This is a genomic window from Legionella feeleii (genome assembly GCF_001467625.1).
GTDB lineage: Bacteria > Pseudomonadota > Gammaproteobacteria > Legionellales > Legionellaceae > Tatlockia > Tatlockia feeleii.
Genome location: NZ_LNYB01000021.1, coordinates 49532 through 63074, shown reverse-complemented (window position 1 = coordinate 63074; position 13543 = coordinate 49532). Strand labels below are relative to the sequence as shown.

The following is a 13543-nucleotide window of genomic DNA, read 5'->3' as shown; positions in this document are numbered from 1 at the left end:
AGCACTCCAATTCTTCGAAGCGCCCACACAGTTTGTCTTCCACTTCTTAATGAACCCGCCCCGAAGGCGTGATGCGTATTCTACTCATCCAGACTTCCTTGTCAAACACTTTTTTCATTTTTTGCTAAAATTATTTTTTAATCCGGATTAAGATTTTTTATCCAGGCCAAAAGATAATAAAACGGTGAGTACAAGCAAGAGAAAAATCACCGATAAAGCTTGCGGGAAACTACAATTTAGTTCTAGTAACTTACCAACTAAAGGTTGCAAGAGAGGTGCGCTTGCCATCAATAGCATATTGGTTGTCGATAATGCTGTTGCTCTCACTCCCACGGAGACAGCATCTTTTACCACTGCAAAAACTTGAATATAGGTTGATGAGAAGAACCCTAATAATCCTAATAGAATGGATAAACTCCATAAAGGCAAACCTGGCATATACAAGATCATGCCAAAGAGAATAGTCGTCATAAGAGCAAACAGGCTCATGAGTACCTGTCTTTTTTTCCAACGTTGGACAAGCCACGCATTAAAAGGGCCACCGATTCCGATACCAATAAACACCATCGACATCATTATCCCGGCAGTATGTAATGAAATGGGATGATGCTGATGAAGAAAAAAGGGAACACCCCAGAGCGTTACAACAACATTAATAATTGAGAACATGGAAAAACCATAAAAACCGGCTAACCAAATTTGTTTGTTACCCATTACTTCTTTAATGGCAGCAACAAACGACAAGCTCTGCTCGCTTTCTTTATTCTCTTTAGTCAATTGACTTGCATGATCGCGGACGAAAATAATAACAAAGAGAGCAACGCCAAGAGCGCACCATCCACCAATCATCATAGTAAAACGCCAGCCGTAATGGCTAATAATCCATGCCATACCCACTTCGCCCAAAGCAACTCCCATCATTGCTAACGTCTCTGAAATACCCACAAGCAAGGCAAAGTGCCGTCCTGAAAACCAGGAGGCCGTCACGTAGAGCATGCCGACAAACCCGAAAGCACTACCAATGCCCATGATCATTCGCGCAACAAATGCTTGCCAATAGACCTGGCTAAAGGCCAAAGCAAACGTTCCTGAACATAATAGAATAGATGCGGTAATTAAGATTTTACGAGCCCCGAAGCGGTCATAAGCAAATCCCACCGGAATCTGCATAATTACATAAGAAATAAAAAAGGCAGCTGATAAAGAACCTACTTCAGTGGTGGTTAATTGAAAATCCCCCTGCCATCCGGCCGCCATTAGGCCAGAGGCTGTTTGAAGAAAAAATTGAAACAACACAAAACTGGTTGTAGTCCCCCAGTTGAGCCAAGGTAAAAGAGTAGGTTTCTGCATATTTTTTTGGCTTTCATTTTAATGGAGTGGTCATTATATATACTTTAATCATTCATCACTAACATTCATAATAGTATTTCCCAAGATTTGTATATGGTATCTCTGGCTATCCCTATTATTTTTTGTTAATCTTCGCAATTCAACGATGGTGGCTCTATTGGTCCCCTCGCGACGATAGATTGTGAAACCCGTCAGGCCCGGAAGGGAGCAGCGGTAGCAATTGATGCGGGCGCCGGGGTGTGGCTCTTAGAGCCGCCGCCCAACTAATGAAAACCCCGTATGAGCTATCTGGCACTAGCGCGTAAATGGCGACCACGAACCTTTTCTCAACTGGTTGGCCAGGAACATATTAACAAGGCTTTGATCAATTCGCTTAATCAACAGCGTTTGCATCATGCTTACCTTTTTACTGGTACACGCGGTGTTGGTAAAACCAGTGTTGCCCGCCTTTTAGCTAAAGCACTCAACTGCGAACAAGGCCTTAGCGCTGAGCCCTGTCTGCGCTGTGATGCTTGCTTGGCAATTGAACAAGGTCGTTTCATCGATTTAATCGAAATTGACGGCGCCTCCAGAACACGGGTGGAAGATACGCGCGAACTATTGGAAAATGTCCAGTACTCGCCAACTAGCGGTCGCTTCAAAATCTACTTGATTGATGAAGTACATATGCTCTCTCAACATAGTTTCAATGCGTTGTTAAAAACGCTGGAAGAACCACCAGCCCATGTAAAATTCCTATTAGCCACTACTGATCCACAGAAATTACCTGTTACAGTACTTTCGCGCTGCCTGCAGTTTAGTCTCAAGCATTTACCCTCAGAATTGATTAGTCAGCATTTGCAACATATTCTCAATGAAGAACAGCTATCATTTGAAATAGAAGCTATAGAGCTTTTAGCCAAGGTCGCTAAAGGAAGCATGCGCGATGCCTTGAGTCTACTGGATCAAGCAATTGCCAGTAGTGATGATTGCTTACAAACACAGGTAGTAAAATCAATCCTGGGCTATACGCAACAAGACTATGCTATTCAACTTTTAAATGCTCTGGCAGCACTTGACGCTCAACAACTTATTCAGATCAGCAGACAAATTGCGGTTGAAGGAGGACATTTCCGCTATGTGCTCGACTCCTTATTGGATTACCTCCACCAAATCACTGTCACACAGAATTTGCCGGATGGAAATCCACTCATTGCTACCCAGTTGGAAGTCAAAGCATTAGCCAAGCATTTTAGCCCAGAAGATGTCCAACTATTTTATCACATTGGTCTTAAAGGCTCTGAAGAAATGTATCTGGCGCCGACCTTGGCCGTTGGTTTTGAAATGATCATGCTGCGTATGCTGACATTCCGGCCAGCGGGAAAAGCAGATACACCACCACTAGCCTATGAAGTAGCCGCTAAAAAACCCCTGGTCCTGGAGGAAAATTCCAGTCTGCCGTTGACTAAACCAGATAAACAGGCAGAGCCGGTCATTATTGAAGCAAACAATACAAGCACAATAGAACCAGAACCACCTACACCCTTGCAGCAGCCTGCCGTGCAAGAATCTATCTCAACGATATCTGACGACTGGAGTGTGATAGTAACTCAACTGAAGTTGACAGGTCTAACGCTCAATGCAGCTGAAAATGCTGAACTAATAGCAAAATCTGGACGTGAAATAACACTTCGGGTTGCTAGAGGTCACCAATCCTTATTTACTCCTGCAGTCACAAGTCGTATAGAACAGGCTTTAGGTACCTATTATAAGGAATCGATTAAAATTGTACTAAGTACTGGTGAAGCTGTACAATCATCCCCGGCCCAGAAAAAACAGATTGCTCAAGGCTTGCGTCAACAAGAAGCAGAAATAGCCCTGCAAAATGACCCATTCCTTCACCAGTTGAAACAGGAATTTTCGGCCGAATTAGTTCAAAATTCTATTGAACCCAGTAAAGATGGATTATAATTATTACATTTAACTAGCGAGAGAATAGAGATGGATATTAATCAAAATCTTGGCAACTTGATGAAAGAAGCCCAAAAAATGCAGCAACGCATGCAAGAAGCTCAACAACAACTGAGTCAGTTGCTCGTTGATGGTGAAGCAGGTGGTGGCATGATCAAAGTCAAAATGAATGGCCGTCACGATGTTACTGAAGTCAAAATCAATCCTTCATTAATGGACGAAGAGGTTGAAATGATGGAAGATTTAGTTGCAGCAGCTATTAATGATGCAGTGCGAAAAGTAGAAAAAGCATCAAAAGAAAAAATTAGTCAATTAACTGCAGGACTCAATATTCCTACTGACTTCCTGAAGGAAGAAGATAAGGAATAAGAGGGATAATGGACACACTAAGCCGCCTAGTGGACGCTTTGCGTTGTCTGCCCGGAGTTGGACCGAAATCCGCGCAGCGCATGGTGTTTCATTTATTGCAACATCAACGCCAGCGCGGCTTGCACCTTGCTTCCTGCTTAGAACAAGCAATGCATACTATTCATCATTGCAAGCGTTGTAATAATTATACCGAACAGGATTTTTGTAAACTCTGTCAAAACCCCGCAAGGGATCTGAAGACACTCTGCATAGTAGAAAATCCTGCTGATGTGCTCGCAGTTGAACAAAGCAATGCATTTACTGGCAGTTACTATGTACTGATGGGAAGAATTTCTCCCCTTGATGGCATGGGTCCAGATGACATAGGGTTACCAAAATTGCGCGAATTGGTTGTTAAAGAAGAAATCAAAGAAGTCATTCTTGCTTTAAGCCCCACAATAGAAGGCCAGACAACCGTTCATTTTATACACGAATTACTGCGCGATCACCCAGTCCAGGTGAGCCAATTAGCTCATGGGATCCCCTCTGGAGGCGAGTTAGAGTTTTTGGACGGCAATACCATTGGTAGCGCACTTAGAAATCGGGCCAGAGTGAATGTTTAAGATCAAGTCGTTTACACAAATTTTCAGCCTGTTAGTCTGCTTATTCTTGATGAACAACGGGATGAGTGCAACTTTCCACAAAAACCTTTGGCCAATTTGGGAAGTCAATAACCCTTTATCAACAGAAACAATTGCACATGACGATTGGCAAACATTTTTGAGTAAACGAATTATTACCAACGAAGAAGGCATTAATCTGGTTGATTATCCTAATCTCACTGAAGCGGATTACGATTTACTAAAATCCTATATTGAAAAAATGGCTCAAATCGATATTGATGCCTATAACCGGAATGAGCAACTTGCTTTTTGGCTCAATCTCTACAATGCCCTTACTATCCAAATCGTAGCTGACTACTATCCTGTAGGAAGCATTGAAGAAATCAATATTTCCCCCGGTTTATTTAGTATCGGTCCTTGGGGAGCCAAGTTAATCACGATCAATCATACCCCTTTGTCGCTTGATGAAATACAAAACCGTATTATTCGCCCTATCTGGAATGATCCAAGAACTCTCTATGCAATAAATAATGCTGCAATAGGCGCTGCCAATCTCAATAAACAGGCCTATCATGGTGCGACAATAGAGCAAGAATTAAATGACGCAGCCCGAGGCTACATTAATTCACTCCGTGGCGTACAGGTTATTGAAGGTAAGCTAATTGTATCTAAAATCTATGATTGGTTTAATGAAGACTTCGGTGGCACAAAACGTGATGTGATCAATCATATTAAACAATTTGCCAAAGAACCACTTCTGAGCCAACTTAAGCATATCAATACGATCAATGGTTACGTTTATAATTGGCATCTAAACAGTACCGTAGTCACGCAGCCGTGAAAAGAAGAGAGGGTATAGGCGATTACTGTACCAATTTCGCCTTATTCAATTTAGTTTTTTTAGCTTTACAATTCGCTTATATCCTTTCCCAGGGAGGCAGTTTTCTAAAGGCAATTCCCTTGCCCATCACTGTTTATATCGAGCTGGCAACAGCACTTATCATTCAAATTCTGCTTTATGTGCTCTTAACTTTCATACAAACTGCCATGCTCTGGGGAATCGCAGAATATCTACCCACAAAAAAAGCGCTTGAACGCTGGCAAATGACTATTTTTTGTCTCTCACTAACTGCCCTGCTGACCGCTAATTGCTATTTCTTTCCTTTAAGCGCTTTCAGTCGTTTGTTTTTACCTGGGTTACCGCTACTTTTACTCAAAATTACCTTTTACCTATCGTTGCTGATACTGGGCCTGTTGATTTTAAATACTTTATGGCAAGCTTGGCATCGTCGTCCTGTAGTTTTCAGCTGTATTTTTCTAGTTTGCTTAAGCACACTATTTTTTCTTAGTTATGAAAAAGATCAAATAAAGCATGACAGGATTGTTTCCAACACACCGAATATCTTTCTGATTGGTATTGACTCACTAAGTCCTGAACGTGTGAGTGCTCAAAATACACCTAATCTCGATAAATTTATACAACAGAGTATCGTATTCAAAGAAACTGTTAGCCCTCTGGCGCGTACCTATTCGGCCTGGGCAAGTATACTGACAGGTATGTATCCCCTGCACCACCAAGCCCGTTATAATTTGATGCCAGCGGACATTGTAAAAAGCAAGGAAAGCATTGTCTGGACTGCGCAGAGCATGGGTTATCAAACCGTTTTTGCCACGGATGATAGACGGTTTAGCAGTATCAGTAACGATTTTGGTTTTGAAAAAGTGATAGGGCCTAAACTGGGTGTCAATGATGTGCTCTTAGGCACTTTTAACGATTTTCCTTTAAGTAACTTACTGATTAATCTTCCTATCAGTCGCTGGTTGTTCCCTTATAATTATCTTAACCGTTCCAGTCATTTTTCTTATTACCCGAGTACTTTTGATAGAGTCCTGCATCAATTCATAAAACAGCATAACCCACAAACACCTCTTTTTATGGCAGTGCACTTTACCCTGCCTCACTGGCCCTACGCCTGGGCAGCTTCTTCCCCTGCCCAAGTAAAAAATGAATACTCTGTGCAAGAACGAGGACAGTTATATCTAGACGCCGTTTATAAGGCAGATGAACAAATTGGTAAATTCTTGACAGCATTGCAACAGGCTGATCTGTTACAAAATAGTTTGGTCATTGTTCTGAGCGATCATGGGGAAGCCCTCTACGAACCAGGATCACGCCCTCTTACTCTCGCAAACTATCAAGGTAAGCAAGAAAACAAATTAAGCGATTACTTCAAGCGCAAGACCTCCACAACCTTAGAAATGAGTGCAGGACACGGTTCAGATTTACTTAGCCCAGCACAATTTTTTTGTCTTCTGGGTTTTAAAATTTTTAATCAGGGGCAGTTAATAACAGTTCCCGGCAAAATAGACAGGCGGGTGGCTTTGATTGATATAGCCCCAACAATCTATGCCTTCCTGAATTTGCCTTTAAAGAAAAATTTTGATGGCATTTCATTACTCAATGCACTTACTCACCACGAACCGCCTCCTGATAACCGAGTATTTATGCTGGAAAGCGGTGAATTACCTAATCAGATTGTCTCAAGAGAAAAAGCCAGAAAATTAGGAAAATTATTGTATAGAGTTAATCCAGAAAATGGGCAATTGCAAATACGTAAAGATAAACTGGCCATATTAGATGCACTAAAGCTATACGCAATTCTTGACGATGACTGGATTGTTGCTTTATATCCCGATGACTTCCATTATATTACCGTGATTTTACGTCTAAGCGATGATAAATGGACTGATAGCCTGGAATCATCATTTGCCCAAACTTCTCCTGCCCCAGAAATGTTAAAACAACTCCTGCAATTTTATAAAAATGAGCTCGCCTCTTATCCAAAATCAAAACTTAAACCAAATCTGTTGGATATCAATTAAATAAATTGTGCCTATTCCTGAGCACCATCGGCGGAAAAATTCCCAAACGTCTTAATAGGATGGCTGCAACGGATGATTTTTACTTTGACGCTGTTTCTCAAATCCATATGGATAACTGGTCTTCCCGGCAAATTGTATTATTAGGCTATACAGCCTATTGTGCATCACCCATGTCTGGCCAGGAACCAGCCTTGCTCTTGTAGAGCCTATGTCCTTGCTGGAGAATTAGCGTGAATTACCGCGAAGCGTTTAATGATTACCCAACCACGTTGGCAAAGTTATTTATTCATATAGTCGGTAAAATTACCCCGGCCACCCGAATACAAAAAATTATCTTTAAATAATTCCAGAATTGGTAAGCGAGAGGTACATTAAAATACCTCTCGGCAAATTGTAGTGCCTGAAATTAATTATCAGTGCCGTTATCTGGTAGTACGCGTGTATTCTTACCATAAACAACCAGAACATGTTGTTTTACTTTTAGGTTCAAATCTTCTGCCTGAGCGACAGAAACAATTGAGCCGCTATTTAATTTAATAACGTAAACATAGCCACGGCCGCCATCGATGTATTCACTACCCGGTGCTTTCTCCGTTTTTTTATTCGCAGTATCTCTGCTATGAAACTTAACAGCGCGTTTTGAAATAATTGTGCCAGAGGCAACTTTTTTTAACCGTCCAACCTCACTGACATCGTAATCACCAGGCGCGATATCCTTAGAGCAGCTGCTCAGCAATAAAGAGACTATTAAACCACCCAAGCCAATAATTTTATTCATGCTTTTTTCCCCTCAAGCTATAAATTTGATAATGAGTATTCGCTGTATACAAACGCGCTCTATTCTACAAATTAGAAACAGCGATTACTAGCAATGACTGTTGAAAACAGCAGAAGGTGCGATAGTTAGAGCCAGGAAAAAAAATTCTTGCAATTAAAATAAAGGCAATCAACTAAAAAATCACAAATTTGATAATAAACAGTATATAATCCTGCCAAGTATAGAATTGATTTGCATTCATGACGGAGAGTGATTCATGCATGGCAAATATCTGCTCATCATTGACAATGCTCCACCAGATGGGCGTCTTTTAGAATATTTTGCTAAATTTGATTATCAAGTTGAACAACACACTGATCTCTCGCTACTTAGTGGGAATATTAGGCAACCTGAGGCATTGCTAATCAATTGGGCTCTTATTCAAGAAGATCCCGCTCAGATCGATGATTTGTATCATCGTTTTCAGGTGCCTTTAATTATTATTAGCGAACAAGCGAACGAAAATATCTGTGTACGCATGCTCGAGGCTGGTGCCGATGATTTTTTGATTAAACCCATTCATCCTCGTGAACTCCATGCTCGTATTTCAGCCATTAGTAGGCGGGTACAACGCTCTACGCAAGAAACAGAGGCTGAAAAAAATGTTTTCCTTTTTGCCAACTGGCGACTTTATCCCGCTTCACGACAACTCTTTGATAATAAAAATCAAGAGTTACCACTTAGTGTAGGTGAATATGAGTTGTTGCTGGCTTTTGTACGGCAACCACAACGTGTTTTAGGTCGTGAATTTTTACTACAACTCACAAAAAATAGCGATTTGACCCCTTTTGATCGGCGCATTGATGTCCAAATTAGCCGCTTAAGGCAAAAAATTGAACCTAACGCCAAAAAACCCGCCCTGATTAAAACCATTAGAAATGGCGGTTATTTATTTACAGCACGGGTATTAGCTATCAAAGAAAACGAAGAAATAAAATAACTAACACCAGGGCTGTTTATATTTGGCCAGTTTGAGTACTTATGATGTGATATTCGAGCATCGCAGTAGAGCATACACGCCGGTATGTGAGCAGCGAAGCGAAGAAAATCGCACCATAAGCGCCAAGATAGTAGAAATATAAACTGCCCTATTATTTCCTCTTCTTATTCACCTTAAGCATACGCACTGTTTTAATCATGTTATCGCTGACCATGAGTATTTCAATTTGAAAACTCTCGATTTGTAGACAACAATCCGGTGGAGGGATATAGCCCAAATGCTCAATGATTAAACCACTCAATGTGCGTGGCCCCAAGGAAGGTAACTGCCAGTTCAGTAAGCGCTTTAAATGACGTAAAGTAATGCTGGCATCAACAATCACAGAACCATCCTCTTGCTGGGTAATATCCTTGCTCAAGGCTGCAATATCAGTTGTAAACTCACCAACAACTTCCTCCAGAATATCCTCCATCGTCACCAACCCCAACAGTTCGCCATATTCATCCACCACAAAACAACTGCGTTTTTTCATTTTCTGGAAATTTAAAATCTGCACATTAAGAGGGGTTGCTTCTGGAATAAAATAAGGTGCATCCGCAATTTTTAATAAATTATCCATATCAAGACGTTCTTCTAAAGCCAAATTCAGTACACTACGTACATGGACCATACCGACTAGATTATCGATCGTATCGCGATAAAGAGGGAGCCGGGTATGCTGTGCCGTTTCTAACTGCTCAAGTAAGTCATGCCAGGATTGCTCCAAATCAAGACCAATAATATCCGCTTTCGGAATCATGATGTCTTCAACAGTTGCTTGCTCCAAATCAAGCAAACTGATTAACATACTTTTATGCTCAACAGGTAAGAGCCCCCCCGCCTCATGGACTACTGAACGTAATTCCTCTCCTGATAAAGCTTCTTTTTGCACTTTATCGAGGGTGACACCAAATAAACGCAAGATAGCATTGCTTATCCATGTGATTGTTTGAATCAAAGGAGCAAGAATAAATTGCAAAATTTGCAACGGAAAAGAGGAAGTAAAAGCAACCTGTTGTGGATGCAAAGCGGCCAAGGTCTTGGGCGTCATTTCAGAAAACACGAGAATGACCAATGTTAGTATCAGAGTCGCTATTGCTACACCAGCATCACCATATAAACGCTGGCCAACAAGCGTTGCTAGCGTAGAGGCGATTATATTCGCCAAGGTATTACCAATTAACACGACACTAAGTAGTTTGTCAGGGCGAGCCAGCATTTGGTTAACACGTATAGCCTGTTTATCATTTTTTTTGACTAAATGGCGCAAACGGTAACGGTTTAAAGACATCATGCCAATTTCCGCACCAGAAAAAAAAGCTGATAATAAAACCAGCAGCAATAACGCAATTAGAAGAGTGGGTAAAGAAAAAGAAAAATGCACTACATATCCCCAAGTAATTGCAAAGAAAATTAGTTCATCATATCAAAAAGACAAGATCTATGGCCAATTACCTTAAAAAGCACGGAAAAAAATTAGTAAGAGACTAATTTATTAATCAATCCTGTCTTTCCTGGCCAATAAAAGTTTTGGCAACCTGGCCACTGTGCTATAGTTAGAATTTTTGCATTAGGTAATTACCATGTTTGAGAACTTAACCGAACGCTTAACGCAAGCCTTTAAAACGATTAGCGGTCAAAGTCGCTTTACTCCAGAAAACATGCAACATGCTCTGCGCGAAGTGCGTATGTCGTTGCTTGAAGCAGACGTGGCCTTACCTGTCATTAAAGAGTTTATTGAGCAGGTAAAACAAAAGGCACTTGGTCAGGAAGTCGTGGGGAGCTTAAAACCCGATCAAGCGCTGGTTAAAATTGTTCATGATGAATTGGTGCATATTTTAGGCGATACTCGCGCTGAGCTCAATTTTAAAACCCAACCTCCTGCAGTATTCCTGATGGCAGGCTTGCAAGGCTCTGGTAAAACAACCAGTACTGCAAAATTAGCCCGCTACCTAAAAGAAACAGAAAATAAAAAAGTCATGTTAGTGAGTTTGGATGTATACCGACCCGCTGCCATTGAACAACTTAAAGTTTTAGCTGCTCAACTTGATGTGACGTTCTTTCCATCAGAAGCACATCAACAGCCTTTGGATATTGCCCAAAGAGCTTTAGACAGCGCCAAAAAACAATATATGGATGTAGTCATTTTTGATACAGCAGGCCGTTTACATGTTGATGCCGAGATGATGGCTGAGATCAAAGCACTCCATAAAGCAGTCAATCCGGTAGAAACGTTATTCGTTGTAGATAGCATGACTGGCCAGGATGCTGCGAATACAGCCAAAGCCTTCCATGAAGCCTTGCCGTTGACCGGTGTAATTCTTACCAAAACAGATGGTGATGCCCGCGGAGGAGCAGCACTTTCAGTTAAACACATTACCGGCCAACCCATTAAATTTTTGGGTAGCGGTGAAAAGATTGATCCGCTAGAACCTTTTCATCCAGATCGAATAGCCTCACGTATTCTAGGGATGGGAGATATTCTTACCCTGATTGAGGAAGTCGAACGCAAAGCAGATAAGCAAGCCAGCGAAAAGCTGGCCAAAAAACTTAAAAAAGGCAAAGGGTTTGACTTGGAGGATTTTAAACAGCAGCTACTCCAAATGAACAATATGGGTGGTATTGCCAGCATGATGAGTAAATTGCCAGGCATGAGTCAATTGCCCCAACAAGCAATAAGTCAAGTCAATGACAAGGCCATGGCACAGACTGTCGCCATTATAAATTCCATGACCCCCAAAGAGCGCCGTATTCCTAAAATTATTGTCGGCTCACGAAAAAAACGCATCGCAGCTGGTTCAGGTACTCAAATTCAGGATGTTAACCGTCTTTTGAAACAATTTGAACAAATGCAAAAAATGATGAAGAAATTCACCAAGCCAGGCGGCATGAAACAAATAATGCGCGGCATGGGCGGCATGACTGGTTTAAAAGGACTGTTTCCCGATGATATGAAATAATTCCTATAATCACTTCCCATGCCGAATTAATTTTCGTACAATACACGGCATTTTTACGTAACCACTCTAAGTAGAGGAAAACAATGGTCGTTATACGTTTATCAAGAGCTGGCGCAAAGAAGCGTCCTTTTTACAATATGGTTGTCACTGACAGTCGCAGACGTCGTGATGGTAACTATATTGAGCGAATTGGTTATTTTAATCCTGTTGCGCGTGGTCAAGAAGTTCGCCTGCAGATTGAAATGGATAAATTAACTCATTGGCAAAATATTGGCGCTCAGTTATCTGATCGCGTTCGTGCCTTGATCAAAGAATATAGCAAGAAGAGCGCTGCTGCTGAATAACGTGGATAAGGTTACTGACTGGGTTGTTGTTGGTCGTTTTGGTCGTGCGCATGGAATTAAAGGGCTCGTTATTGTTCACTCATTCACCGAGCCTCGCGATAATATACTGCGTTATACAGATTGGCATGCCTGTATTGGCAAACAATGGCAACCACTTAACGTATTGCACATAGAAGTCAACGATAAGTTGATTCTTGCCCAGATCGAAGGTTATAGCGAACGAGAGCAAGTAGCTAACCTGACTAATAGTGATATTGCGATTAGTCGCACTCAACTTCCCTCACTTAAGCCAGGCGAGTATTACTGGCATGAACTTGTTGGGATGGAGGTTGTTAATCTGCAAGGAATCTCCTTTGGCAAGGTAAAAGAGATCATGCCGACTGGAGCCAATGATGTTTTGGTTGTAGAAGGAACAAAGCGATATTTGATTCCCTACTTACCAGATCAGTTTATTATGGACATCAATCCTAGCCAAAATCTTATAAGAGTTGACTGGGATGCGGATTTTTAGATAATGCTGCATTTAGGCGTGATAACCCTGATGCCTGAGATGTTTGATGGCTTGCACCACGGTGTAGTCGGACGGGCTCTTGAGCAAGGTTTAGCGAAGGTGGATTGTTGGAATCCCCGTGAGTGGGCGACAAGGCCCTATCGCCAGGTGGATGATAAACCCTATGGCGGTGGTCCGGGTATGGTCATGATGTATGAGCCCTTGCATGCAGCAATCAAGCATGCAAAGACCCAGTTACCGACCTCTTGTAAGACCATCTATTTGAGTCCACAAGGGAAAGTAGTTCGCCAGTTTGATTTGAATCAAGTGGCAGCATGCAAACAGCCCCTGCTTTTTATAGCAGGACGCTATGAAGGAATTGATGAGCGGATCATTACGCATGATATTGATGAGGAATGGTCGCTGGGAGACTTTGTTTTAAGTGGCGGTGAATTGGCAGCCATGGTGTTTATCGATGCGATTATACGCCTTCTGCCTGGCAGTCTTGGCCATTTAGGCTCTGCAGAACAAGATTCATTTATGAATGGTTTGCTGGATTGCCCACATTACACTAGACCAGCTACTATTAACGGTTTAGATGTTCCGCCCGTTTTATTAGGTGGCCATCATCGAGATATTGAGCGCTGGCGTAGAAAACAAATGCTGGGTAAAACCTGGCTGAAACGTCCGGATTTATTAGAGAAAATACAGTTAAGTGATACGGACAAGCAATTGCTTGTCGAGTTTAAACGCGAACACGGTGGTTCCTGATTAAAAGGAATACCAATTTGAGGAGTGA

General features: G+C 41.7%; 14 protein-coding genes and 1 other RNA gene. 12 read left to right on the top strand and 3 right to left on the bottom strand.

Annotated features, from left to right (window positions below):
• Positions 1 to 147: 147 nt before the first annotated feature.
• Positions 148 to 1350, bottom strand: a complete 1203-nt coding sequence (locus tag Lfee_RS03565) for an MFS transporter (RefSeq protein ID WP_058443939.1) — start codon at positions 1348 to 1350, stop codon at positions 148 to 150.
• Between the two features lie 155 nt (positions 1351 to 1505).
• On the opposite strand from Lfee_RS03565, the gene ffs reads away from it, so the two are divergent.
• The 7 genes from ffs (at position 1506) to Lfee_RS16905 (ending at position 7357) form a co-directional block, all read left to right on the top strand.
• An RNA gene (ffs, locus tag Lfee_RS16510) (signal recognition particle sRNA small type) lies at positions 1506 to 1602 on the top strand.
• 27 nt (positions 1603 to 1629) lie between these two features.
• Positions 1630 to 3300 carry a DNA polymerase III subunit gamma/tau gene (gene dnaX, locus Lfee_RS03560; protein ID WP_058443937.1) on the top strand — a complete coding sequence of 557 codons (1671 nt, stop codon included), beginning with the start codon at positions 1630 to 1632 and terminating at the stop codon, positions 3298 to 3300.
• A 30-nt stretch (positions 3301 to 3330) separates the two neighbouring features.
• Positions 3331 to 3669, top strand: a complete 339-nt coding sequence (locus Lfee_RS03555) for a YbaB/EbfC family nucleoid-associated protein (RefSeq protein ID WP_058443935.1) — start codon at positions 3331 to 3333, stop codon at positions 3667 to 3669.
• An 8-nt stretch (positions 3670 to 3677) separates the two neighbouring features.
• Positions 3678 to 4271, top strand: a complete 594-nt coding sequence (gene recR / locus Lfee_RS03550) for a recombination mediator RecR (protein ID WP_058443933.1) — start codon at positions 3678 to 3680, stop codon at positions 4269 to 4271.
• Positions 4264 to 5112: a DUF547 domain-containing protein gene (locus Lfee_RS03545; protein ID WP_058443931.1), complete on the top strand. Its 849-nt coding sequence runs from the start codon at positions 4264 to 4266 to the stop codon at positions 5110 to 5112. The genes recR and Lfee_RS03545 overlap by 8 nt, the downstream gene beginning before the upstream one ends.
• Positions 5076 to 7154 (top strand): sulfatase-like hydrolase/transferase, encoded by a 2079-nt coding sequence (locus Lfee_RS03540; RefSeq protein ID WP_238584857.1) that lies wholly within the window; start codon positions 5076 to 5078, stop codon positions 7152 to 7154. Before Lfee_RS03545 ends, Lfee_RS03540 begins: the two co-directional genes overlap by 37 nt.
• Positions 7155 to 7213: 59 nt before the next feature.
• Positions 7214 to 7357 carry a hypothetical protein gene (locus Lfee_RS16905; protein WP_156413358.1) on the top strand — a complete coding sequence of 48 codons (144 nt, stop codon included), beginning with the start codon at positions 7214 to 7216 and terminating at the stop codon, positions 7355 to 7357.
• Between the two features lie 203 nt (positions 7358 to 7560).
• On the opposite strand, the gene Lfee_RS03535 is transcribed toward Lfee_RS16905, so the two are convergent.
• Positions 7561 to 7932, bottom strand: a complete 372-nt coding sequence (locus Lfee_RS03535; protein WP_058443927.1) for a hypothetical protein — start codon at positions 7930 to 7932, stop codon at positions 7561 to 7563.
• A gap of 256 nt (positions 7933 to 8188) precedes the next feature.
• Here Lfee_RS03535 and Lfee_RS03530 point away from each other — a divergent pair, with 256 nt between their 5' ends.
• On the top strand, positions 8189 to 8911 hold the full coding sequence (locus Lfee_RS03530; RefSeq protein ID WP_058443925.1) for a response regulator transcription factor: 723 nt from the start codon (positions 8189 to 8191) through the stop codon (positions 8909 to 8911).
• 151 nt (positions 8912 to 9062) lie between these two features.
• On the opposite strand, the gene Lfee_RS03525 is transcribed toward Lfee_RS03530, so the two are convergent.
• The gene (locus Lfee_RS03525; RefSeq protein WP_058443923.1) at positions 9063 to 10334 is read right to left on the bottom strand and encodes an HlyC/CorC family transporter; all 1272 of its coding nucleotides are present in this window, start codon (positions 10332 to 10334) and stop codon (positions 9063 to 9065) included.
• Positions 10335 to 10533: 199 nt separating this feature from the next.
• On the opposite strand from Lfee_RS03525, the gene ffh reads away from it, so the two are divergent.
• The 4 genes from ffh (at position 10534) to trmD (ending at position 13515) form a co-directional block, all read left to right on the top strand.
• Complete coding sequence (gene ffh / locus Lfee_RS03520; RefSeq protein WP_058443922.1) at positions 10534 to 11910, top strand: signal recognition particle protein; 1377 nt, start codon at positions 10534 to 10536, stop codon at positions 11908 to 11910.
• A gap of 83 nt (positions 11911 to 11993) precedes the next feature.
• The gene (gene rpsP, locus Lfee_RS03515; protein ID WP_058443920.1) at positions 11994 to 12254 is read left to right on the top strand and encodes a 30S ribosomal protein S16; all 261 of its coding nucleotides are present in this window, start codon (positions 11994 to 11996) and stop codon (positions 12252 to 12254) included.
• Position 12255: 1 nt separating this feature from the next.
• Positions 12256 to 12765, top strand: a complete 510-nt coding sequence (gene rimM, locus Lfee_RS03510; RefSeq protein ID WP_058443918.1) for a ribosome maturation factor RimM — start codon at positions 12256 to 12258, stop codon at positions 12763 to 12765.
• Positions 12766 to 13515 carry a tRNA (guanosine(37)-N1)-methyltransferase TrmD gene (trmD, locus tag Lfee_RS03505; protein ID WP_058443916.1) on the top strand — a complete coding sequence of 250 codons (750 nt, stop codon included), beginning with the start codon at positions 12766 to 12768 and terminating at the stop codon, positions 13513 to 13515.
• Positions 13516 to 13543 lie beyond the last annotated feature (28 nt).